Source organism: Streptomyces sp. NPDC002776 (genome assembly GCF_053592195.1).
Genome location: NZ_JBSFVG010000002.1, coordinates 247,814 through 271,364 on the forward strand (window position 1 = coordinate 247,814; position 23,551 = coordinate 271,364).

Annotated in this window: 19 protein-coding genes and 1 tRNA gene; 10 read left to right on the forward strand and 10 right to left on the reverse strand. The window is 70.1% G+C overall.

The genetic code is table 11. The features are described from left to right. Positions 1-363 precede the first annotated feature (363 nt). The 5 genes from ACWD11_RS05280 (at position 364) to ACWD11_RS05300 (ending at position 6,097) form a co-directional block, all read left to right on the forward strand. A complete protein-coding gene (locus ACWD11_RS05280; RefSeq protein ID WP_389418642.1) occupies positions 364-1,593 on the forward strand; it encodes a branched-chain amino acid ABC transporter substrate-binding protein in 1,230 nt (409 codons plus the stop codon). A 109-nt stretch (positions 1,594-1,702) separates the two neighbouring features. Continuing rightward, the gene (locus ACWD11_RS05285; RefSeq protein WP_389418640.1) at positions 1,703-2,635 is read left to right on the forward strand and encodes a branched-chain amino acid ABC transporter permease; all 933 of its coding nucleotides are present in this window, start codon (positions 1,703-1,705) and stop codon (positions 2,633-2,635) included. Between the two features lie 5 nt (positions 2,636-2,640). Beyond that, positions 2,641-4,470 (forward strand): branched-chain amino acid ABC transporter permease, encoded by a 1,830-nt coding sequence (locus tag ACWD11_RS05290; protein WP_451281391.1) that lies wholly within the window; start codon positions 2,641-2,643, stop codon positions 4,468-4,470. A 5-nt stretch (positions 4,471-4,475) separates the two neighbouring features. Then, positions 4,476-5,384: an ABC transporter ATP-binding protein gene (locus ACWD11_RS05295; RefSeq protein WP_389418638.1), complete on the forward strand. Its 909-nt coding sequence runs from the start codon at positions 4,476-4,478 to the stop codon at positions 5,382-5,384. Beyond that, entirely contained in the window at positions 5,381-6,097 is a 717-nt protein-coding gene (locus ACWD11_RS05300) for an ABC transporter ATP-binding protein (RefSeq protein ID WP_389418637.1), read from the forward strand. The genes ACWD11_RS05295 and ACWD11_RS05300 overlap by 4 nt, the downstream gene beginning before the upstream one ends. A gap of 67 nt (positions 6,098-6,164) precedes the next feature. Here ACWD11_RS05300 and ACWD11_RS05305 read toward each other — a convergent pair whose 3' ends face one another. Beyond that, the gene (locus ACWD11_RS05305; protein WP_389418636.1) at positions 6,165-6,821 is read right to left on the reverse strand and encodes an ANTAR domain-containing response regulator; all 657 of its coding nucleotides are present in this window, start codon (positions 6,819-6,821) and stop codon (positions 6,165-6,167) included. A 102-nt stretch (positions 6,822-6,923) separates the two neighbouring features. Between ACWD11_RS05305 and ACWD11_RS05310 the strand changes: the two genes are divergently transcribed. Both ACWD11_RS05310 and ACWD11_RS05315 read left to right on the forward strand, forming a co-directional pair. Then, positions 6,924-7,006: transfer RNA gene (locus tag ACWD11_RS05310), tRNA-Leu, on the forward strand. Positions 7,007-7,091: 85 nt separating this feature from the next. Continuing rightward, positions 7,092-7,880 carry a helix-turn-helix domain-containing protein gene (locus ACWD11_RS05315; protein ID WP_451281394.1) on the forward strand — a complete coding sequence of 263 codons (789 nt, stop codon included), beginning with the start codon at positions 7,092-7,094 and terminating at the stop codon, positions 7,878-7,880. Positions 7,881-7,889: 9 nt separating this feature from the next. Here ACWD11_RS05315 and pyk read toward each other — a convergent pair whose 3' ends face one another. Next, positions 7,890-9,326 carry a pyruvate kinase gene (pyk, locus tag ACWD11_RS05320; protein WP_389418634.1) on the reverse strand — a complete coding sequence of 479 codons (1,437 nt, stop codon included), beginning with the start codon at positions 9,324-9,326 and terminating at the stop codon, positions 7,890-7,892. 135 nt (positions 9,327-9,461) lie between these two features. Further along, complete coding sequence (locus tag ACWD11_RS05325; RefSeq protein ID WP_389418633.1) at positions 9,462-10,160, reverse strand: SIMPL domain-containing protein; 699 nt, start codon at positions 10,158-10,160, stop codon at positions 9,462-9,464. Between the two features lie 178 nt (positions 10,161-10,338). Here ACWD11_RS05325 and ACWD11_RS05330 point away from each other — a divergent pair, with 178 nt between their 5' ends. Then, positions 10,339-12,141 carry a bifunctional metallophosphatase/5'-nucleotidase gene (locus ACWD11_RS05330; RefSeq protein WP_389418632.1) on the forward strand — a complete coding sequence of 601 codons (1,803 nt, stop codon included), beginning with the start codon at positions 10,339-10,341 and terminating at the stop codon, positions 12,139-12,141. A gap of 18 nt (positions 12,142-12,159) precedes the next feature. Here ACWD11_RS05330 and ACWD11_RS05335 read toward each other — a convergent pair whose 3' ends face one another. From ACWD11_RS05335 to ACWD11_RS05360, 6 genes are all read right to left on the reverse strand, one after another. After that, positions 12,160-13,569, reverse strand: a complete 1,410-nt coding sequence (locus ACWD11_RS05335; protein WP_451281397.1) for a lysine N(6)-hydroxylase/L-ornithine N(5)-oxygenase family protein — start codon at positions 13,567-13,569, stop codon at positions 12,160-12,162. Then, entirely contained in the window at positions 13,566-14,936 is a 1,371-nt protein-coding gene (locus ACWD11_RS05340) for a pyridoxal phosphate-dependent decarboxylase family protein (protein WP_451281399.1), read from the reverse strand. Before ACWD11_RS05340 ends, ACWD11_RS05335 begins: the two co-directional genes overlap by 4 nt. Positions 14,937-15,053: 117 nt before the next feature. Beyond that, positions 15,054-17,537, reverse strand: a complete 2,484-nt coding sequence (gene pepN, locus ACWD11_RS05345; protein ID WP_451281401.1) for an aminopeptidase N — start codon at positions 17,535-17,537, stop codon at positions 15,054-15,056. 56 nt (positions 17,538-17,593) lie between these two features. After that, positions 17,594-18,127: a response regulator gene (locus ACWD11_RS05350; RefSeq protein ID WP_389418628.1), complete on the reverse strand. Its 534-nt coding sequence runs from the start codon at positions 18,125-18,127 to the stop codon at positions 17,594-17,596. A gap of 141 nt (positions 18,128-18,268) precedes the next feature. Next, a complete protein-coding gene (locus ACWD11_RS05355) occupies positions 18,269-18,628 on the reverse strand; it encodes a chorismate mutase (RefSeq protein WP_389418627.1) in 360 nt (119 codons plus the stop codon). Between the two features lie 11 nt (positions 18,629-18,639). Beyond that, a complete protein-coding gene (locus ACWD11_RS05360) occupies positions 18,640-19,530 on the reverse strand; it encodes a helix-turn-helix domain-containing protein (protein ID WP_451281404.1) in 891 nt (296 codons plus the stop codon). A gap of 84 nt (positions 19,531-19,614) precedes the next feature. Here ACWD11_RS05360 and ACWD11_RS05365 point away from each other — a divergent pair, with 84 nt between their 5' ends. Then, entirely contained in the window at positions 19,615-21,351 is a 1,737-nt protein-coding gene (locus tag ACWD11_RS05365) for a glycoside hydrolase family 35 protein (RefSeq protein WP_451281406.1), read from the forward strand. A gap of 60 nt (positions 21,352-21,411) precedes the next feature. Here the strand turns inward: ACWD11_RS05365 and ACWD11_RS05370 are convergent, their stop codons facing one another. After that, positions 21,412-22,200 (reverse strand): S1 family peptidase, encoded by a 789-nt coding sequence (locus ACWD11_RS05370; protein ID WP_389418623.1) that lies wholly within the window; start codon positions 22,198-22,200, stop codon positions 21,412-21,414. A gap of 174 nt (positions 22,201-22,374) precedes the next feature. Here ACWD11_RS05370 and ACWD11_RS05375 point away from each other — a divergent pair, with 174 nt between their 5' ends. Next, complete coding sequence (locus tag ACWD11_RS05375) at positions 22,375-23,256, forward strand: hypothetical protein (protein WP_451281408.1); 882 nt, start codon at positions 22,375-22,377, stop codon at positions 23,254-23,256. The last annotated feature ends 295 nt before the right edge of the window (positions 23,257-23,551 follow it).

The window sequence follows — 23,551 nt, forward strand, 5'->3', positions numbered from 1 at the left end:
GTTTCATCCTGGGCTCACGCTACGCACGGGATCTCTCGCACGCCCAACAGGTAGCCTGCGGCATCAAATAGTTGTCACTACCAAAACCCTTGAGACGCCTGAACAACGTCTGCCGGGCCTGCAACTTCTCAGAATGCGGACAGGGCGAACCGTACGGAATCCTGCAGATCTACCCACTCAGTACCGCTCTGCATTACGTCGTGTCATAACAAGAGCGTCACAGCATTCGCCAGGTACTCCTCCACGTTCCCCTCACACGCCTAGAGTCACGCCCAGTCACCGCGCCGTCGGAATGTCACTTCGGCCCAGCGCTCGACTCGGCCGCTTCCAGAGGGAAGGGCCGCGCCAGGGAAAGGACTGATCGTGCGTCAACGTTCGCTCATCGCCATCACCGCCGCGCTGGCGGCAGGAGCACTCACCCTCACCGCCTGTGGCTCGCGCGACGACGACGGCGGCTCGGACTCCGGCGGCGGCGGCACCAAGGTCATCATCGGTGTGGACGCCCCGCTGACCGGTGACCTCTCCGCGCTCGGTCTCGGCATCAAGAACTCCGCCGACCTCGCCGCCAAGACGGCCAACAAGGACAACTACGTCGACGGCGTCACCTTCGAGATAAAGGCCCTCGACGACCAGGCGCAGCCCTCCTCCGGCCAGCAGAACGCCGCCACGTTCGTCGCCGACAAAAACGTCATCGGCGCTGTCGGCCCGCTGAACTCCTCGGTCGCGGAGTCCATGCAGAAGGTCTTCGAAGACGCCAAGATGGTCCAGGTCTCCCCGGCCAACACCGGCCCCGGCCTCACCCAGGGCGCCGACTGGCAGACCAACAAGGTCCGCACCTACAAGTCGTACTTCCGCACCTCGACCACGGACGCCATCCAGGGTCCGTTCGCCGCGCAGTACGTCTACAACGACAGCAAGAAGACCAAGGTCTTCGTCATCGACGACAAGAAGACCTACGGCGCCGGTCTCGCCGCCACCTTCACCGACGAGTTCAAGAAGCTCGGCGGCAAGATCGTCGGCACCGAGCACATCAACCCCGACACCAAGGACTTCTCCGCGGTCGCCACCAAGGTGAAGAAGTCCGGTGCCGATGTCGTCTACTACGGCGGCGAGTACCCGCAGGCCGGCCCGCTCAGCAAGCAGATCAAGGCCGCGGGCGTCAAGGTCCCGCTGGTCGGCGGCGACGGCATCTTCGACCCGACCTTCATCGAGCTGGCCGGCAACGACAGCGCCGGCGACCTCGCCACCTCCGTGGGCGCCCCGCTGGAGGAGCTGGACTCCGCCAAGAAGTTCGTCGCCGACTACAAGGCGGCGGGCTACAAGGAGGACTTCGCGGCCTACGGCGGCTACTCCTACGACGCCACCTGGTCGATCATCGAGGCCGTGAAGAAGGTCGTCGAGGACAACGACGGCAAGCTGCCGGACGACGCGCGCGCCAAGGTCACCGCCGCCGTCCAGAACGTCAGCTTCGACGGCGTCACCGGCAAGGTCGCCTTCGACGAGTTCGGCGACACGACCAACAAGCAGCTCACGGTCTACGCCGTCGAGAACGGCGAGTGGAAGGCCGTCAAGTCCGGCACCTACACCGGCTGACCCACCGCACCAACCCCTTGAGCCGCGCGGGGCGCCGCATTACAGGCGCCCCGCGCGGACTCACATACGGCCCCATCCACTCGACATCCGAAGTCTCGGAGGACATGCGGTGAACGAACTGCCGCAGCAGCTGGTCAACGGCCTGCTACTGGGATCCATGTACGGGCTGGTCGCCATTGGCTACACGATGGTCTACGGCATTGTCCAGCTCATCAACTTCGCCCACGGCGAGATCTTCATGACCGGGGCGTTCGGCGCCATCACGGTCTATCTCTACATCCTGCCCGACGGCACCTCCATGGCCATCGCGCTGCCCCTGATGCTGATCGGCGCCATGCTCGTCGCCACCACCGTCGCCGTGGGAGCGGAACGATTCGCCTACCGCCCCCTGCGGGGCGCCCCCCGACTCGCCCCCTTGATCACCGCCATCGGCCTCTCCCTCGCCCTCCAGCAGGCGGTCTGGGCCTGGTACCCCGAGGCCGACTCCCCGATCAAGTTCCCGCAGATCGAGGGCGGACCCTTCGAGATCGGCAGCGTCACCATCCAGACCGGTGACATCTTCCTGCTCCTCGCCGCCCCCATCAGCATGGCGATCCTCGGCTACTTCGTCATGAAGACCCGCACCGGACGCGGCATGCAGGCCACCGCCCAGGACCCCGACACGGCCAAGCTCATGGGCGTCAACACCGACCGCATCATCGTGGTCGCCTTCGCCCTCGGCGCCATCTTCGCCGCGGTCGGCGGAGTCGCCTACGGCCTCAAGTACGGCCAGATCGACTTCCGCATGGGCTTCATCCTCGGCCTCAAGGCCTTCACCGCGGCCGTCCTCGGCGGCATCGGCAACATCTACGGAGCCATGCTCGGCGGCCTCGTCCTCGGCATCGCCGAATCCTTGTCCACCGCCTACATCGCCGACATCCCCGGCATGGACAAGTTCGGCAGCCAGTCCTGGGCCGACGTCTGGGCCTTCGTACTCCTCATCCTCGTACTGCTGTTCAGGCCACAGGGCCTGCTCGGCGAGCGCGTCGCGGACAGGGCGTGACACCGATGACCACACAGACCACCGCACCCGAAAGCGCCGGGACCCCCACCACCGGCACCCCCACCGGCCTGGTCGGCATCCCGCCGCACATCGGACGTGCCCTCGCCACCGGCGGCGGCGTCCTCACCATCCTCTCCACCCTCCTCGCCTGGACCTGGACCGACGAGTTCCCCGGCGACCTCACCGTCTACGGCTACCCGGGCGGCCTCCAGGTCCTCGTCCTCATCGGCGGCGCCCTCACCGCCCTCTTCGGCCTCGCCTCCTACGGCATCAAGGGCCTGCGCTGGCTCATCCCGGCCGGCGCCGACAGCGCCATCAAGCTCGCCGCGCTCGGCGCCTTCGTCACCGCCTGGTACACCGTCATCGCCATCAGCACCAAGCTCGGCGGCGTCGTCAACCTCGAACCCGGCGGCTACGTGGCGGCCGCGGCCACCCTCACGGCCCTCCTCGGCGCCCTCGCCCTGCCCTTCGAGCGGCCCGCGCCCGACCCCGTCGACCCCGACGACACCGCCTGGGAACACGTCCGGCACAACACCCGGCACAACCTCGGCATCCTGCGGGCCTCCGTCGCCACCGGCCCCGTCAAGGCCCAGGCCCGCGCCCTGCCCGCCTACGCCGAGATCCTCGTCATCGTCGCGGCCCTCGCCGTCGGCCTGACCGTCTTCACCTACGGCATCGGCACCGAATACGACGAACTCTTCATCGGCTTCCTGATCACCGCGGGCTTCGGCTTCGCCGCCGGCGCCAAGGCCGGACTCATGAGCCGGATCACCGCGATCACCGCCAAACACCGCAACGTGACGATGATCGGCGCGTTCGTCGCGGCAGCCGCCTTCCCCTTCACCCAGTCCGACGACCGGTACGCCACCATCGGCGTCTACATCCTCATCTTCGCCACCGTCGCCCTGGGCCTGAACATCGTCGTCGGCCTCGCCGGCCTCCTCGACCTCGGATACGTCGCCTTCCTCGGCGTCGGCGCCTACACCGCGGCCATGGTCTCCGGCTCCCCCTCCTCGCCGTTCGACCTCCACCTGCCGTTCTGGCTCTCCGCCATCCTCGGCGCCGCCGTCGCCATGGTCTTCGGCGTCATCATCGGCGCCCCCACCCTGCGGCTGCGCGGCGACTACCTCGCCATCGTCACCCTCGGCTTCGGAGAGATCTTCCGCATCACCGTCCTCAACACCGACGGCACCTCCGGACCCGACATCACCAACGGCTCCAACGGCATCTCCTCCGTACCCAACCTCAACATCCTCGGCTTCGACTTCGGCGCCGAACACAACATGCTCGGCGTCACCATCGGCCGGTTCTCCAACTACTTCCTGCTGATGCTGCTGATCACCCTCATCGTCGTCGTGGTCTTCCGCCGCAGCGCCGACTCCCGCATCGGCCGCGCCTGGGTCGCCATCCGCGAGGACGAGACCGCCGCCGAAGCCATGGGCATCAACGGCTTCCGCGTCAAACTCATCGCCTTCGCCCTCGGCGCGACCCTCGCCGGACTCGCCGGCACCGTCCAGGCCCACGTCACCTACACCGTGACCCCCGAGCAGTACCAGTTCGCCCACGTGGTCCCGCCCAACTCCGCCTTCCTCCTGGCAGCCGTGGTCCTCGGCGGCATGGGCACCATCAGCGGCCCCCTCGTCGGCGCCGCCCTGCTCTACCTCATCCCCGCCAAGCTCCAGTTCCTCGGCGACTACCAGCTCTTCGCCTTCGGCGTCGCACTCGTGCTGCTGATGCGCTTCCGACCGGAAGGCCTCATCCCCAACCGGCGCCGCCAGCTCGAATTCCACGAAGACGCGGAACCGCCCACAGTCCTCAGCAAGGCAGGGGCCTGACCACCATGACTACCGACACCACCACCCAGAACACCCCGGACGCCGCCACCCCCGGCACCCCCGTCCTCGACGCACGCGGCGTCACGATGCGCTTCGGCGGCCTCACCGCCGTACGCAACGTCGACCTCACCGTCAACAGCGGCGAGATCGTCGGGCTCATCGGCCCCAACGGCGCCGGCAAGACCACCTTCTTCAACTGCCTCACCGGCCTCTACATCCCCACCGAGGGAGAGGTCCGCCACCGGGGCACCGTCCTGCCGCCCAAGTCCTTCAAGGTCACCGCCGCCGGCATCGCCCGGACCTTCCAGAACATCCGGCTCTTCGCCAACATGACCGTTCTGGAGAACGTCCTCGTCGGCCGCCACACCCGCACCAAGGAAGGCCTCTGGTCCGCCCTGCTGCGCGGCCCCGGCTTCCACAAGGCCGAAGCCGCCTCCCGCGCCCGCGCCATGGAACTCCTGGAGTTCGTCGGCCTCGCCGCCAAGTCCGAGCACCTCGCCCGCAACCTGCCCTACGGCGAACAGCGCAAGCTCGAAATCGCCCGAGCGCTCGCCAGCGAACCGAGCCTGCTCCTCCTCGACGAGCCCACCGCCGGCATGAACCCCCAGGAGACCCGGGCCACCGAGGAACTCGTCTTCGCCATCCGCGACAAGGGCATCGCCGTCCTCGTCATCGAGCACGACATGCGGTTCATCTTCAACCTCTGCGACCGCGTCGCCGTCCTCGTCCAGGGCGAAAAGCTCGTCGAAGGCGACAGCGCCACCGTCCAGGGCGACGAACGCGTGGTCGCCGCATACCTCGGCGAACCCTTCGAAAGCGCCCCCGGCGCCGACGAGGCCGCCGAAGTCGAGGCCGCAGAGACACAGGCCGACACCACGACGGAGGCCGCGCCCGGCAAGGAGAACGACCGATGACCGCACTCCTCGAAGTAGAAGACCTCCGGGTCGCCTACGGCAAGATCGAAGCCGTCAAGGGCATCTCCTTCACCGTCGACGCAGGCCAGGTCGTCACCCTCATCGGCACCAACGGCGCCGGCAAGACCACCACCCTGCGCACCCTCTCCGGCCTTCTCAAGCCGGTCGGCGGCCAGATCAAGTTCAACGGCAAGTCGCTGAAGAAGTACCCCGCCCACCAGATCGTCTCGCTGGGACTCGCCCACTCCCCCGAGGGGCGGCACATCTTCCCCCGCATGACCATCGAGGACAACCTCCGCCTCGGCGCCTTCCTGCGCAATGACAAGCCGGGCATCGAGAAGGACATCCAGCGCGCCTACGACCTCTTCCCGATCCTCGGCGAACGTCGCAAGCAGGCCGCGGGCACCCTCTCCGGCGGTGAGCAGCAGATGCTGGCGATGGGCCGCGCCCTGATGTCCCAGCCGAAGCTGCTGATGCTCGACGAGCCCTCCATGGGCCTGTCGCCGATCATGATGCAGAAGATCATGGCGACGATCGCCGAGCTGAAGTCCCAGGGCACCACGATCCTGCTGGTCGAGCAGAACGCCCAGGCGGCGCTCTCGCTCGCCGACCAGGGTCACGTCATGGAGGTCGGCAACATCGTCCTGTCCGGCACCGGCCAGGACCTCCTCCACGACGAGTCGGTCCGCAAGGCCTACCTCGGCGAGGACTGATCCCCTACGACGGAAGGCCCGCACCCTCGGCGGAGGGTGCGGGCCTTCGTCGTACACGCTTCCCGGACTAGCCCTTGGCCGCCTTCTTCTCCTCGGCGTCCTGGATGACGGCCTCCGCGACCTGCTGCATCGACATCCGCCGGTCCATCGACGTCTTCTGGATCCACCGGAACGCGGCGGGCTCGCTCAGCCCGTACTCCGTCTGCAGCACCGACTTCGCCCGGTCCACCAGCTTGCGCGTCTCCAGCCGCTGGGTGAGGTCCGCGACCTCCTTCTCCAGCTCCTTCAACTCGGTGAACCGCGACACGGCCATCTCGATCGCCGGTACGACATCACTCTTGCTGAACGGCTTCACCAGATACGCCATCGCCCCGGCGTCCCGCGCCCGCTCGACGAGGTCGCGCTGCGAGAACGCGGTGAGCATCAGCACCGGGGCGATGCTCTCCTCGGCGATCTTCTCCGCGGCGGAGATCCCGTCGAGCTTGGGCATCTTCACGTCGAGGATCACGAGATCGGGCTTGTGCTCCCGGGCCAGCTCGACGGCCTGCTCCCCGTCGCCCGCCTCACCGACGACGGAATACCCCTCTTCCTCGAGCATCTCTTTGAGATCGAGCCGAATCAGCGCCTCGTCCTCGGCAATGACGACACGGGTCGTCAGCGGAGGCACGTGCGACTTGTCGTCGTCGGGCGCGTCTACGGGCTGGGGCGACTCGGGGGCGGTCACGGGGGCGCTCCTTGTTTCGGCAGGCTGGGGGCTGCCCCTAGAGCCTACCTAGCTGCGAGCGCGCATGATGACCCGGTACACTTCCCGGGCAGCCAGCTACCAGCCGGGTTGGTGGAACGGTATACACGGAGGTCTCAAACACCTCTGCCTGAGAGGGCTTGCGGGTTCGAATCCCGCACCCGGCACCTCAGACCCAAGCGAATGCTCACGTTCTCGTGAACATCCGCTTTTTGCTGCACATGGTCACTATGAGTGGCACAAAGTGGCCGCATGAACTTTCACGGGACTGATGTGCGGCAAAGGGCGGTCACGCTGTTGCGCACCGGCATGAAAAACGCAGACGTCGCGCGACGCTTCAACGTCCCACTGGGAACCGTGGGCTACTGGAAGCACATGGACCGAGCCAAACACGGCGAGTGTCCCGGGAAGCACGACCCCAAGTGCCCGCGCTGCGACGGACGGGACCTCGACCAAGAGGCATACAGCTACCTACTCGGCCTGTACCTCGGCGACGGCCACATCAGCCACTACTCCGAGCACCGCGTCCCGAATCTCATGATCACCTGCGCTGAGTCATGGACAGGCCTCATGGACGAGTGCGAGCGAGCCATGCGCGCGGTATTCCCGGACAACTCCGTCTGCCGCGTCCGCAGAACCGGCTGCCGGAACGTGAAGGTCTACTCGAAGCACCTCCACTGCCTCTTCCCTCAGCACGGCCCCGGCAGGAAGCACGAACGCCGCATCATCCTCGAACCCTGGCAACAGGAGATCGTCGACGCCCACCCCTGGCCACTCGTCCGTGGGCTCGTCCACTCCGACGGCTGCCGTATCACCAACTGGACGACCCGGATGGTCGGTGGCGAGCGCAAGCGCTATGAGTATCCGCGGTACTTCTTCACCAACGTGTCCGACGACATCCGTCAGCTCTGCACGGACACCCTGGACAAGCTCGGCGTCGAGTGGACTCACTGCACCCGTCACGGCAACCCGTACAACATCTCGGTCGCCCGCAAGGCTTCCGTAGCTCTCATGGACACCCACGTAGGGCCCAAGCACTGAACAGCGGCGCTACTTGGGGCTGTCGTCCTCGCCGATGTGGTGGACGCGGACCAGGTTCGTGGAGCCTGAGACCCCGGGGGGCGAGCCCGCCGTGATGACGACCGTGTCGCCCTTCTGGCAGCGTCCGTACTTCAGGAGCAGCTCGTCCACCTGCTCGACCATCGCGTCGGTGGATTCGACGTGGGGGCCGAGGAAGGTCTCCACGCCCCACGTCAGGTTCAGCTGCGAGCGCGTGGCCTGTTCCGGGGTGAAGGCGAGCAGCGGGATCGGGGAGCGGTAGCGGCTGAGGCGGCGGGCGGTGTCGCCGGACTGGGTGAAGGCGACGAGGTACTTGGCGCCGAGGAAGTCGCCCATCTCGGCTGCCGCGCGGGCGACCGCTCCGCCCTGGGTGCGGGGCTTGTTGCGGTCCGTCAGTGGCGGCAGGCCCTTGGCGAGGAGGTCTTCCTCGGCCGCTTCGACGATCTTCGCCATGGTGCGGACGGTTCCGATGGGGTATTTGCCGACGCTCGTCTCGCCGGAGAGCATCACGGCGTCCGTGCCGTCGATGACGGCGTTGGCCACGTCGGAGGCTTCCGCGCGGGTCGGGCGGGAGTTGTCGATCATCGAGTCGAGCATCTGGGTGGCGACGATGACCGGCTTGGCGTTGCGCTTGGCCAGTTTGATGGCGCGCTTCTGGACGATCGGGACCTGTTCGAGGGGCATTTCGACGCCGAGGTCGCCGCGGGCGACCATGATGCCGTCGAAGGCGGCGACGATGTCGTCGATGGCTTCGACGGCCTGCGGCTTCTCGACCTTGGCGATGACGGGGAGGCGGCGGCCCTCCTCGTCCATGATGCGGTGGACGTCCTCGATGTCGCGGCCGGAGCGGACGAAGGACAGGGCGATGACGTCGAAGCCGGTGCGCAGCGCCCAGCGGAGGTCGGCCTCGTCCTTCTCGGAGAGTGCGGGGACGGAGACGGCGACGCCGGGCAGGTTGAGGCCTTTGTTGTCGGAGACCATGCCGCCTTCGATCACCGTGGTGCGGACGCGGGGGCCGTCGACGGCGGTGACCTCCAGGCAGACCTTGCCGTCGTCGACGAGGATGCGTTCGCCGGGGGTGACGTCGGCGGCCAGGCCGGTGTAGGTGGTGCCGCAGTGTTCGCGGTCGCCCTGGGCGCCGGCTTCCACGGTGATGGTGAAGGTGTCGCCGCGTTCAAGGAGTACGGGTCCTTCGGTGAAGCGGCCGAGGCGGATCTTCGGGCCTTGAAGGTCGGCGAGCAGGCCGACGCTGCGGCCGGTCTCGTCGGAGGCCTTGCGTACGCGGTGGTAGCGCTCCTCGTGTTCGGCGTATCCGCCGTGGCTGAGGTTGAAGCGGGCGACGTCCATTCCGGCCTCGACCAGTTCCTTGATCTGGTCGTACGAGTCGGTGGCGGGCCCCAGAGTACAAACGATCTTCGCTCGGCGCATGTTTCGAGCCTATTGCTTACCGACGGGTAGCGAATTGGTCCCGCATGACTACTCAACAACCTTTTCGTGAAGGGCTATTGACAAGTGTTGAATTGTGCGACGGGGCGCTCTGATGAGCGAATTCCCGGGAATTGCTCACAGCGCCGGCGGTCGCATGGTGAACCGGGCGTTGACCTCGGCGTGGACGTGCTGGCGCTGGGGTTCCAGGTCGAGGGCGGCCACGGTGTCCTCGGCGGCCTCCGCGAAGGCCATGGACCGCATTCGTCCGGCGGCGGCCATCGGGCGGGGTCCGCCGTCCTCGGCGCCGATGTCGGCGAGTTCCACCAGTGCCGCGAGTGAGGTGCCGAGCGCCTCGGCGTATTCGCGGGCCCGTTGGACCGCCTCGCGGACGGCCTGTTCGCGGGCCCGGCGGTGGGCGGGTGAGTCGGGGCGCAGGTCCCACCAGGGGCCGTCGACGCGGGTGAGTTCGAGGTCGGCGAGGCGGGTGGCGAGTTCTCCCAGCGCGGTGAAGTCGGTGAGTTCGGCGGTGAGATGGACGGTGCCGTGGTAGGTGCGGACGCGTTCGCCGCGGCCGTGCTTGGTCAGCTCGGGCCGGACGGAGAAGGCGCCGCTCTCCAGCCGTTCCACCGCGTCGCCGTAGGACTTGACCAGGTCCAGGGCGGTGGCGTTGCGGCGGGTGAGGTCCTCCAGGGCGGTGCGGCGGTCCCGGCCCCGGGAGGCGACGGTGATGCCGATCCGGCCGATCTCGGGGTCGACTTCGAGGTGGGCTTCGCCGCGTACGGCGATGCGGGGGGCGTCGGGGGTGCCGTAGGGCAGGGCGGTGGGGGTGGTCATACGCCCCACTGTGTCACCGCTTGGCCGGGTGCGGACAGCTGCCTCACAGCCCGGGTCATCAGATCGCAATCTCGCGGACCTGTTGTGGATCGCCATGTCCGGGACAGAATCTACGCGCGTCGGTCCGCTTTCACGCCCGGGATCTACGCGCGTCATGGACCACGAGGAGAACCGAGACATGCCCCTGAACCGTCGGAAGTTCCTGAAGAAGTCGGCCGTGACCGGAGCGGGGGTCGCGCTGGCCGGTGCGGCGGCGCCCGCGGCCGGGGCCGCCGAGGAGAGGAAGGGGCCCCGGCCCGCCAAGCGGTACGCGCTGACGGTGATGGGCACGACCGATCTGCACGGCAACATCTTCAACTGGGACTACTTCAAGGACGCGGAATACACCGACGCCAAGGGCAACGCGAAGGGCCTGGCCCGGATCGCCACCCTGGTGGAGCAGGTGCGTGCGGAGAAGGGCCGCCGCAACACGCTGCTGCTGGACGCCGGCGACACCATCCAGGGCACCCCGCTGACGTACTACTACGCCAAGGTCGAGCCGATCACCGCCGAGGGCGGTCCGGTGCACCCGATGGCGCAGGCGATGAACGCGATCGGGTACGACGCGGTGGCGCTGGGCAACCACGAGTTCAACTATGGCATCGAGACGCTGCGCAAGTTCGAGGAGCAGTGCGACTTTCCGCTGCTCGGCGCCAACGCGCTGGACGCCAAGACGCTCAAGCCGGCCTTCCCGCCGTACTTCATGAAGACGTTCCGGGTGAAGGGCGCCCCGCCGGTCAAGGTGGCGGTGCTGGGGCTGACCAACCCGGGCATCGCGATCTGGGACAAGGCTTATGTGCAGGGCCGGATGACCTTCCCCGGTCTGGAGGAGCAGGCGGCGAAGTGGGTGCCGAAGCTGCGCTCGATGGGCGCGGACGTGGTGGTCGTCTCGGCGCACTCCGGCTCCTCGGGCACCTCGTCCTACGGTGACCAGCTGCCGTACATCGAGAACTCGGCCGCGCTGGTCGCCCAGAAGGTGCCGGGCATCGACGCGATCCTGGTGGGTCACGCGCACACGGAGATCGTCGAGTTGAAGGTGACGAACGAGCAGACCGGCAGGACGGTGATCCTGTCGGAGCCGCTGTGCTACGCGCAGCGGCTGTCGCTGTTCGACATCGAGCTGGTCCTCGACAAGGGCCGCTGGACGGTCGAGTCGGTCGCGGCGAGCGTGCGGGACTCCCGGACGGTCGCCGACGACCCGGAGATCACCCGGCTGCTCGACGACGAGCACGACAAGGTGGTGGCATACGTCAATCAGGTCGTCGGCACCGCCACCGAGACGCTGACCACGGTGGACGCCCGCTACCGGGACGCCCCGATCATCGACCTGATCACCAAGGTGCAGGAGGACGTGGTCAGGGCCGCGCTGGCGGGCACCGAGCACGCCTCGCTGCCGGTGCTCGCGCAGGCGTCGCCGTTCTCCCGCACCTCGGCGATCCCGGCGGGCCAGGTGACCATCCGGGACCTGTCGAGCCTGTACGTGTACGACAACACGCTGGTCGCCAAGGTGATGACGGGCGCGCAGCTCAAGGCGTACCTGGAGTACTCGGCGGAGTACTTCGTGCGGACGGCGGCGGGTGCGGCCGTGGAGGTCGACAAGCTGACCAACGCGAACAACCGCCCGGACTACAACTACGACTACGTGTCGGGGCTGTCGTACGACATCGACATCGCCCAGCCGGCCGGGTCGCGGATCAGGAACCTGACCTACGGCGGTGCGGCGCTGGACGACGCGCAGCGGTTCGTGTTCGCGGTGAACAACTACCGGGCCAATGGCGGCGGCGCGTTCCCGCATGTGGCCTCGGCGCCGGAGCTGTGGTCGGAGTCGACGGAGATCCGCACCCGGATCGCCGAGTGGGTGACGGCGAAGGGGGTGCTGGACCCGAAGGACTTCGCGTCGGTGGACTGGAGGCTCACGCGGGACGGCACGCCGGTGTTCTGATCCTGGTGTGATGCGGCCTCAGATCCCGTCCCGCAGCGGCGTCAGTGCCTGCTGTCGGCGTGCGGAGGGGATCTGGGGCTGCTGTGTGTCCAGGCCGAAGGTGGTGAAGGCGGTGCGGCCGGGCAGGGGGTAGGGCTCTTTGCCGGTCAGGGAGTTGAGGACGGTCGCGCTGCGCCAGGCGGCGAGGCCGAGGTCGGGGGTGCCGACGCCGTGGGTGTGGCGTTCGGCGTTCTGGACGTAGATGTTGCAGCCGGAGCCGGTGACGGAGGGGTCGAGCACGAGCCGGAACTGCTGGTCCACGCGCGGGCGTTCGCGGCTGTCGCGGCGCAGGTAGGGGTCGAGTCCGGCGAGGATGCGGTCGAGGGGGCGTTCGCGGTAGCCGGTGGCGAGGACGACGGCGTCGGTGGTGAGGCGGTCGCGGGTGTGCTGCTCGGTGTGTTCCAGGTGCAGTTCGATCTTGGTGGTGGCGATCCGGCCCGCGGTGCGCACCCGCACGCCCGGGGTGAGCACGGTGTCGGGCCAGCCGCCGTCCAGCGTGCGGCGGTAGAGCTCGTCGTGGATGGCGGCGAGGGTGCCGGCGTCGATGCCCCGGTGGAGCTGCCATTGCGAGGTGAGGAGCCGGTCGCGGGCGGGTTCGCCGAGCGCGTGGAAGTAGCGGGTGTAGTCGGGCGTGAAGTGCTCCAGGCCGAGCTTGGAGTACTCCATGGGGGCGAAGGCCGCGCTGCGGCCGATCCAGTGCAGCCGCTCGCGGCCCGCGGGGCGGGCGCGCAGCAGGTCGAGGAAGATCTCGGCGCCGGACTGGCCGGAGCCGACCACGGTGATGTGTTCGGCGGCGAGCAGTTCCGCGCGGTGGTCGAGGTAGTCGGCGGCGTGGTGGACGGGCACGCCGGGGGCGTCGACGAGGGGTTTGAGCGGGTCGGGGACGTACGGCTCGGTGCCGATGCCGAGGACGATGTTCCGGGTGTACGTGCGGCCCAGTGCCTCGGCCTCGCCGTCGGCGTCGAGCTGGGTGAAGTCGACCTCGAACACGTCCCGTTCGGGGTTGAAGCGGACGGCGTCGACCTGGTGGCCGAAGTGCAGGGCGGGCAGGTTCTGCGACACCCAGCGGCAGTAGGCGTCGTACTCGGCGCGCTGGATGTGGAAGCGCTCGGCGAAGTAGAAGGGGAAGAGCCGGTCGCGGCTCTTGAGGTAGTTGAGGAAGGTCCAGGGACTGGCGGGGTCGACGAGGGTCACCAGGTCGGCGAGGAAGGGGACCTGGATGGTGGCGCCCTCGATGAGCAGGCCGGGGTGCCAGGTGAAGGCGGGGCGCTGTTCGTAGAAGACGGCGTCGAGTTCGGCGAGCGGGTGGGCGAGGGCGGCGAGGGAGAGGTTGAACGGGCCGATGCCGATGCCGACCAGGTCGCGGGGTGTGTCGGAGGTGGGGCTCATCGGGGGGTGATTCCTTCCACGAGGTTCAGCAGGGCGGCCAGGTCGCCTTGGCTGGTGCGGGGGTTGAGGAGGGTGACCTTCAGCCACAGCCGGCCGTCGAGGCGGGCCCGGCCGATGACCGCGCGGCCGTCGGTGAGGAGGTCGCGGCGTAGGGCGGCGACGGTGTCGTCGGGGGCGGTGCGGGGCCGGAAGGCGACCGTGCTGAGGGTGGGGCGTCCGTAGAGCTGGAAGCCGGGGTGCCGTTCGACGAGGTCCGCGAACTCGGTTGCTCTGTCGCAGACTTGGTCGACCAGTCGGCCCAGTCCGGTGCGGCCGAGGGTCTTGAGGGTGACCGCGATCTTCAGGATGTCGGGGCGGCGCGTGGTGCGCGGGGAGCGGGCGAGGAGGTCGGGGAGACCGGCCTCGGTGTCGTCGTCGGCGTTGAGGTAGTCGGCGTGCTGGTGCAGGGCGGTGAGGTCGTGCGGGGCGCGGACGGTGAGGAGTCCGGCGGCGACCGGCTGCCAGCCGAGCTTGTGCAGATCGAGGGTGACGGTGTCGGCGGCGTCCAGGCCGCGCAGCTTGTGCCGGTGCCGGTCACTGAACAGCAGTCCGCCGCCGTAGGCCGCGTCGATGTGGAGGCGGGCGTGGTGGCGGGCGCACAGGGCGGTGATCTCGGGGAGGGGGTCGATGAGGCCGGCGTCGGTGGTGCCCGCGGTGGCGGCCACGAGGTGCGGTCCCGGGAGGCGGGCGAGGGTCTCGTCCAGGGCGGCGGGGTCGAGGGTGCCGGCGGGGGCGGGGACGACGACGGGTTCGGGGAGGCCGAGCAGCCAGGCGGCGCGCGGGAGGGAGTGGTGGGCGTTGGCGCCGTGGACCAGCCGGATTCCGCGGCGCGCTTCGCGGGCGAGGAGGAGGGCGAGCTGGTTGGACTCGGTGCCGCCGGTGGTGACCAGGGCGTCTGCGGGGGCGCCGCCCGGGCCCCCGACCAGTGCGGCGAGTGCCCTGGTCACCAGGGCTTCCAGCGCGGATGCCGCCGGGGCCTGGTCCCAGGAGTCCAGGGACGGGTTGAGGGCGCTCGCGGCCAGGTCGGCCGCGGTGGCCACCGCCAGGGGCGGGCAGTGCAGGTGGGCCGCGCACAGCGGGTGCGCCGGGTCGGCCGAGCCTTCCGCCACCGCCCGCACCAGGGCGTACAGGGCCCCCGGGTCGCCCTCCTCCGGGAGCGGGTCGCCCACGGCCTCCCGGACCCGGGACGCCACCGCCTCCGGGCCGCCCGTGGGCAGCGGGCCGCCGCGGGCCCGGGTGCCGTCCCGCAGCGCGTCGAGGACGGTGTCGAGCAACGGGCCGAGGGCGGGCGGGCCTTCGGGTCCGGAGGCGAGGGGCGGCATGCTCATGGGGACCAGCTTGTACGCCCCTGCGGCGACGTGTCCGAAAAGCCCGGGGTTCGGAACCCGAAAGGGGGTACTTCCGGGCCGGGAAGACGTGCCGGAGCCGGACCCGCCCGTGGGCCGCTAGCTCTGCCGCACCCGCAACGCCCTGGCCAGGTCGTCCAGTTGATCCACCAGCTTGCGGCGCAGCGCCGGGATCGGGTCCGCCTCGCGCAGACAGGCCTCGCCCAGGCTCAGCGTCTCCCCGTCCACGGCGTACACGGGAAACGCCCAGCGGCCGACGACGTCGGCGATGGCGGGGCCGCGGCGGGCGGCGACGGCGACCGCGTCCCGGTAGTAGCGCGGCACGTACTCCCGGACCAGATCGGCCTGTTCGGGCTGCCAGAAGCCCTGGGCGGTGGCGGTGAACAGGTAGTTGGAGAGGTCGTCGGTGGCGAACATGGCGTCCCACGCGCGTGCCTTGGCTTGCGCGTCGGGCAGGGCCGCGCGGCAGCGGGCGGCGCCCTCCTGGCCGGTGGCGCTCGGGTCGCGCTCCAGCTCGGCGGCGATGGCGTTCTCGTCGGCGGCGCCGAGGACGGCGAGCCGGGACAGGATGCGCCAGCGCAGTTCGGGGTCGAGTTCGGGGCCGCCGGGCACGGTGCCGTCGGCGAGCCAGGCCGCGATGGGCTCGGGGTGCGCGGTGACGTCGATGTAGTGGCGTACGGCGATCAGGCGCAGGCCGGGGTGGTCGCCGTCCTCGGTGCGGCGGATGAGGTCGCGGCACAGGGAGGCGAGGGAGGCCAGGGCAGCGGGGCGTTCCTCGGGGGCGAGGTAGCGGTCGGCGACCTGGACGGAGGCGAAGCCGAGGACGCCCTGGGCGAGGGCGAGGTCGGTCTCGTGCGGGAGGTGGGTGCGGGCGGTCTCCAGGTAGGCGGCGGCCGGGAGTTCACCGTCGCGGACGGCGTCCCTGAGGGCGTTCCAGACGACCGCGCGGGTCAGCGGCTCGGGCAGCCCGGACAGGGCCGTGCGGACGCCTTCGAAGGAGTCGGGGTCGAAGCGGACCTTGGCGTAGGAGAGGTCGCCGTCGTTGAGCAGCAGGAGCGTGGGGCGCTTGCCGATGGGCCGCGGCTCGCTCTGCGGGATGTCGAGGTCGAGGCGTTCGCGCAGCAGCAGGCGGCGGCCTTCGTCGGCTACGTCGAGGTCGTAGAGGCCGACGGCGATGTGGTGCGGGCGGCTGCCGGTGTGCTCGACCTGCACGGTGCAGGTGCCGTCGGTGGCGGGCGTCACGCGCGGGGTGAGGGTGTCGACGCCGCTGGTGCGCAGCCAGGCGTCGGCCCAGGCGTGCACGTCGCGGTCGGTGTGGGCGGCGAGGGAGTCGATGAGGTCGGCGAGGGTGGCGTTGGCGAACTTGTGCCGTTCGAAGTGGGTGTTGATCCCGGCGAGGAAGTCCTTCTCGCCGAGCCAGGCGACCAGCTGGCGCAGTGCGGAGGCGCCCTTGGCGTAGGAGATGCCGTCGAAGTTGAGCAGTGCGGAGGCGGTGTCGTCGACGGCCTCGGGGGCGACGGGGTGGGTGGAGGGGCGCTGGTCGGCGTCGTAGCCCCAGCCCTTGCGGACGACTCCGAAGTCGGTCCAGGTGTCGGTGAAACGGGTCGCCTCGGTGAGGGTCTGGTAGCCCATGTACTCGGCGAAGGACTCGTTCAGCCAGATGTCGTCCCACCAGCGCAGGGTGACGAGGTCGCCGAACCACATGTGGGCCATCTCGTGGGCGATGACCATGGCGCGGGTCTGGCGCTCGGTGTCGGTGACGGCGGAGCGGTAGACGAACTCGTCGCGGAAGGTGACCAGGCCCGGGTTCTCCATGGCGCCGGCGTTGAACTCGGGGACGAACGCCTGGTCGTAGGAGTCGAAGGGGTAGGGCTCGGTGAACTTCTCGTGGTAGCGGTCGTAGCACTGCTTGGTGATGTCGAGGAGTTCGTCGGCGTCCGCGTCGAGGTGGGGGGCGAGCGAGCGGCGGCAGTGGAGGCCGAAGGGCAGTCCGCGGTGCTCGGTGGTGACCGAGTGCCAGGGTCCGGCGGCGACGGCGACGAGGTAGGTGGAGATCAGCGGGGTCGGCGCGGCCCGCCAGACGCCGTCGGTGTGCTCGGTGCGGCCGTTGGCGAGGACGGTCCAGCCCTCGGGGGCCTTGACAGAGAGCTCGAAGACGGACTTGAGGTCGGGCTGGTCGAAGGCGGCGAAGACGCGCTGCACGTCGTCCATGAACAGCTGGGTGTAGACGTAGGTCTCGCCGTCGGTGGGGTCGGTGAAGCGGTGCATGCCCTCGCCGGTGCGGGAGTAGCGCATGGCGGCCTCGACGCGCAGTTCGTGCTCTCCGGCGGTGAGGTGCTTCAGGGGCAGCCGGTTGCCGTCCAGGGGCTGCGGGTCCAGCGGCTGTCCGTCGAGCGTGACCGAGCGCAGTTCCGCGGGCTTGACCTCGACGAAGGTGTCCGCATCGGCGCGCGTGGCGAAGCCGATGACGGTGACGGAGTCGAAGGTCTCGTCGCCCGTGGTCAGATCGAGTTCGATGGTGTAGCGGCGGACGTCGAGGAGCTGGGCACGGGTCTGCGCTTCGTCGCGCGTCAGTACGGACATGCAGGCCATGCTGCCTGATGCCATCGGCAAGGCACAGAGGCGGATCGGTACGCGGCCTATGTCCGGTCCTGCGCCGGTCGGGCGCCGGAGACGTCACGCTGCGGCGGGACCCGGGAGTCGGGGTGGGGCAGGACGGGTGCGCCGGTGTCGGCCTGGTCCTTGACCAGCGCGCGCAGTTCGCGGACCTCCTGCTCCAGGGCGCGGTGGCGGCGGTAGGCGTCGTAGAGGTAGCGGACCTTGGTGCGTAACGCCCAGGGGTCGATGGGTTTCATCACCAGGTCGGCGACGCCCAGTCCGAAGGCGATCGACGTCAGTTCCTGGTCCGGGCCGAAGCCCGTCAATAATATGACCGGAATGTGCTGTGTCTGTTCGAGGCGGCGCAGATAGCGCACCACGTCCAGGCCGCTGACGCCGGGCATGCGCACGTCCAGCAGGAGCAGCCCGATCTGCCCGCGCAGCACCTGTTTGAGCGCGTCGTCGCCGGAGGTGGCGCGGCTGAGCTGGTAGCCCAGCGGGGCCAGGGCGCTCTCCAGCGCGTACAGCGTGTCCTCATGGTCGTCGACGATGAGGATCTTGGCATCCGACGGCATGGTCCGACGTCCCTCCCGCATGGGACCACCAGCGTGTGTCCATGACGCTGACGGGGCGTGCCCGCCGACTGACAACGAGTGCACAGCGCAGCATGCCCCGTGCGGGCGGCCCTGTCACCTCCCCGTCGCCCGGGGAGAGGGTCAGTTCGCCGTCGGCGCAGCGCTGTCGACGGTGTTCTCGGTGGTCCCGGCGATGTTCTCGTGGTGCCTGATCACCTCGGCGATGATGAAGGTCAGGAACTTCTCGGCGAAGGCCGGGTCGAGCTTGGCGTTCTCGGCGAGCGTGCGCAGCCGGGCGATCTGCCGGGCCTCGCGGGCCGGGTCGGCGGGCGGCAGCTGGTGGGCGGCCTTGAGATGGCCGACCTGCTGGGTGCACTTGAAGCGCTCGGCGAGCATGTGGACGACGGCCGCGTCGATGTTGTCGATGCTGTCGCGCAGGCGGGCGAGCTCCGCGCGGACGGCGGGGTCGACGTCACCGGTTCCGGTGTTGCTGGTGGTCATGGGCGACCACCCTACAAAGCCCCGGGCCCTTCGATCATGGGTGGATCGTCCGGATCCGGAACCCGGTCGCTCCAGCCGCCGGGGACGGTACGGCCCTGCTGGGCGCGGAAGCGGACGGGGGGCATGCCGACGCGGCGGGTGAACAGCCGGGAGAAATAGGCCGGATCGTCGTATCCGACGCGCCGGGCGACGGCCGCGACGGGCAGGTCGGTGGCGGCGAGGAGTTCCTTGGCGCGGCCCAGGCGGATGCCGAGCAGATAGTCCTTGGGGCTGCATCCGGCGCCGCGGCGGACGGCGGCGCGCAGTTCGGTCAGGGTCATGCCGTGCCGGGCGGCGTGCCCGGCGACCGTCATCGGGGTGCAGGCGTCCCGGGCGAGCGCCCGGAGGACCTGGTCGCCGTCGGGGGCGAGGTCGGCGCGGGCGCGGCGCAGGGCGACGAGGAGCTCGTGGACGGCGGCCGCGGTCTCGACCTCCAGCAGCGGGTTGTCGCGGCGGGCGGCACGCGCGATCCGGGCGATGACCCCGCGCGGGCCCGCGGCGTCCGCGAGGGGCACCACCGGGCGGTCCGGTTCGATGCAGCCGAGTTCGGTGTACGTGGCGGTCGCGGGCCCGGTGAAGTCGACGAACCCCTCGTCCCAGCCGGTGGCGGGGTCGGGGCCGTAGTGGTGCGGGACGCCGGGGGTGAGCCACAGCAGCGCGGGCGCGGTGACGGTGGTACGGCGGCCGTCGGCGCCCTCGTACCAGCCGCGGCCGGCGCTGATGACGACGGCGACATGGTGGTCCAGGGTGCGCGGGCCGACGGTGGGCAGGGCGCCGTACTGGAGGCCGACGCCGAGGCAGACCAGTCCGAGGCGGTGATGGACGGGGCCGGGCGTGAAGAAACGCATCCAGGTGTGGTACATCGTGCTCTCCCGCGTTCTCTTCCGTCCAACCAGCGCCGATCTTTGTCCATGGATCCGGTCGCCGCCAGGGGTGAGGGTGGCGGCATGAACGACTTCGCGGTGGGGGACACCGATTTTCTGCTGGACGGGCGACCGGTGCGGCTGCTGTCCGGCGCGCTGCACTACTTCCGGGTGCACGAGGAGCAGTGGGGCCACCGGCTGGCGATGCTGCGGGCGATGGGCCTCAACTGCGTCGAGACGTACGTGCCCTGGAACCTGCACGAGCCTCGGCCCGGCGAGTTCCGGGACGTGGCCGCGCTCGGCCGCTTCCTGGACGCGGCCCGGGAGGCGGGGCTGTGGGCGATCGTGCGGCCGGGCCCGTACATCTGCGCCGAGTGGGAGAACGGCGGGCTGCCGCACTGGGTGCCCGGTCACGCACGCACGCGTGACGAGCGTTTCCTGCGTCCGGTGCGGGACTGGTTCGGGCGGCTGCTGCCCGAGGTCGTGACCCGCCAGGTGGACCGCGGCGGCCCGGTGATCATGGTGCAGGTGGAGAACGAGTACGGCAGCTACGGCTCGGACGCCGCCTATCCGGCGTGGCTGGCCGAGCTGCTGCGCGGGCAGGGGGTGACGGTCCCGCTGTTCACCTCGGACGGCCCGGAGGACCACATGCTGAGCGGGGGCTCGGTGCCGGGCGTCCTGGCCACGGTGAACTTCGGCTCCCACGCGCGGGAGGCGTTCCAGGCCCTGCGCCGGCACCGGCCGGAGGGTCCGCTGATGTGCATGGAGTTCTGGTGCGGCTGGTTCGACCACTGGGGCGCCGAGCACGTCGTCCGGGATCCGCGGGACGCAGCCTCGGTGCTGCGGGAGATCCTGGAGTGCGGGGCCTCGGTCAACCTGTACATGGCGCACGGCGGCACCAGCTTCGCGGGCTGGGCGGGCGCCAACCGGGGCGGCGGCGAGCTGCACGACGGGCCGCTGGAGCCGGACGTGACGAGCTACAACTACGACGCCCCGATCGACGAGGCCGGGCGGCCCACGGCCAAGTTCTGGGCCTTCCGCGAGGTCCTCGCCGAGTACGCCGAGGGCCCGCTCCCCGAGCCCCCTCCCCCGCCCGCCCGGCTCGCCGCCGCGGCGGGGGCCCGCCTGACCGGCTGGGCGCCCCTGGACGCCGTACTGGAGGCGCGGGGCGGTGCGGAGGTGTCCGGACCCGTCCCGCCGACGTTCGAGGAACTGGACGTGGACCGGGGGCTGGTGCGCTACGAGGTGCGCGTGCCGGGGCCGCGGCAGCCGTATCCGCTGATCGCGCGCGGGCTGCGGGACATCGCGGTGGTGTACGTCGACGGGCAGCGGGCCGGGGTCCTCACCGAGGAGGACGAACGGCTCCCGGAGCCGGTCGGCGGGCACGCGCGCGTGGAGCTGTGGGTGGAGTCGCTGGGGCGGGTCAACTACGGGCCGCGCTGCGGGGAGGCCAAGGGGATCACCGGGGGGATCCTGCACGAGCGGCAGTATCTGCACGACGTACGCGCGCGTGGGCTGCGGCTCGACGACCTGGACGAGGTGTCGGCCGTGCCGTTCCGGGAGCTCGACGGGACGGGGGCGCCGGGGCTGTACCGGGGCACGGTGACCGTCCGGGGTGCCGGGGACGCGCTGCTGGAACTGCCGGGCTGGACCCGGGGGTTCGTGTGGGTGAACGGCTGCAACCTCGGCCGGTACTGGTCGGCGGGACCGCAGGAGGCGCTGTTCGTGCCGGGTCCCGTGCTGCGCGAGGGGGAGAACGAGGTGCGGGTGCTGGAGTTCGAGAGCGCGTCGGCGCAGGCGCCCGCCCTGCGGGGCGTGTGAGCCGCGCGCCCTCCCTGACGGTGAGGGCGCGCGGCTCACGCCGTGCTCGTGGCCGCGTCCCTACAGGGCCGACGCGGCCCGGGCTATGTCGGCGGCGAACGTGTTCACCTGGGTGTAGACGCCGGGCACCCCGGCGCGGGCGCAGCCGTCGCCCCAGCTGACGATGCCGACCTGGATCCACTTGCCGGCGTCGTCCTTGCGGAACATCGGGCCGCCGGAGTCGCCCTGGCAGGTGTCGACGCTGCCGCGCGTCCAGCCGGCGCAGAGCTCCTCCTTCGCGACCAGCCGGTTGCCGTAGTGGCGCTTGCACACGCGGTCGGCGACGAACGGCACCGTGGCCTTCTGCATCTTGGTGGTGCCGGTGCCCGCGCCTTCCTGGGTGTCGCCCCAGCCGGCGATCGTGAACATGCCGCGGTTGTAGCGGTCGGTGGTGGCGATCTTCAGCGTGGGCTTGTCGATCGGCTTGGCGAGCTTGATCAGCGCCCAGTCCTTGCCGGTGCCGTCGTAGCCCGGGGCCACCTTGACCTTGGTCGACTTGACCTTGATGGCCGAGGAGGAGTTGAGGTCGCTGACACCGGCGGTGACGGTGATGCGGTTGTTGTTGCCGGAGCCGTCCATGCAGTGGGCGGCGGTCAGGACGATGTCCTTCTTGTAGAGCGCCCCGCCGCAGCCCATCGAGAGGTGGACCATGAAGGGGAACTCGTTCTGCGCCGCGGGCGTTCCTCCTACGACGCGGGTGTCCGCGGCCTGGGCGGTGCTCAGGGGCTGCAGGGAGGCGACGGCGAGGGTCACGGCACCGAGCGCCACGGCTCGCTTGACCAGCGTCAGGCCGCCGCTTCTCGTGGGCATGTTATGGGTCAACGCATGTCCTTTCGTGGGGGGTTGGGCGGCCCGCAGTATGAAGATCAAGGAGGGGGCATGACAAGGACGGATCTCACGTACCGGGAAGGGAACCCGAGCGGGGAAATATCCCTCACCTCCCCGTAGAGTGGAATCGGGTTCAGGCGTCTTGGGGGTTCGGACGTGGCGAACGGCGGACCGGTCGAGCACGGCTACCCACACCTTCAGACGGTGCGGGCGGCGATCACCGCGCTGTACAAGCGGTTGTCGTACGACACCGTCCAGACGTTCGCGAGCAGTGTGGCCCCGGCGGACGTGGCGTTCTGCGACACCGACGACCTCTATCTGGGCACCCAGCGGGTGGCCCGCGAACTGGTGCGGCACTACCGGCTGCCGGACGCCCGGATCATCGTGAGCTTCCGCGAGATGACGCATGCGGCGAACGTCGAACTCGCCGCGGGGCCCGAGTACTTCGTGGAGCTGAACGACCGGTTCCGGACGCATCGGCGGGACATCGGGGCGGCGCTGGCCCACGAGATCATGCATGTGTATCTGCACCGGCTACATCTGTCGTTCCCCGGTACACGGGACAACGAGATCCTCACGGACACCGCGACGACGTACCTGGGCGCGGGGTGGCTGCTGCTGGACGCGTACCGGGAGGACGGGGCGTCGTCGCAGAAGCTGGGGTATCTGACGCCGGAGGAGTTCGGCTATGTCCTGGCCAAGCGGGCGCTGGTCTTCGGGGAGGATCCCTCGGTGTGGTTCACCAGTCCGCAGGCGTACACGGCGTACGGCAAGGGCATGGCGGAGGCCCGCCGCGACGAGCAGCAGCCCCCGCTGACGGCGGCGGGCTGGGCGGGGCGGCGCCGGTACGCCCGCGACCGGCGGCACGGGGGCGGCGAACCGGCGCCGGGCACGCCGTACACCTTCACTCCGGACGGCGGCGGCCTGCGGGTGTCCTTCCCCTGCCCGACGTGCCACCAGCGGATCCGGGTACCGGTGCGGGGGCGGGTGCGGGCACGGTGCGGGCTGTGCCGGACGGTGCTGGAGTGCGATACGTAGGGCTCGGCCGGCGGCTGGGGGATCGGCGGGGTTCGTGGTGGCGGCTGGGGGTCGACTGCGGGCCTGTCGTGACCGGTGGCTGGTCGGTCGCGGGGCCGTGGAGGCCCTTCGCCGGTCGGTCGCGGGGCCGTGGTAGCCGTGGCCCGGTCGGACGCGGGCCCTCCTGGACGGTGGTCGGTGGCCGCGGGCCCGTGGAGGCCAGTGGCCGTTTGGCTGCGGCCCATCGTGACCGGTCGCGGTTTGGCCGCGGGTCCGTGGTGCCCGATCGCCGGTCGGCTGCGGGTCCCTCATGGGT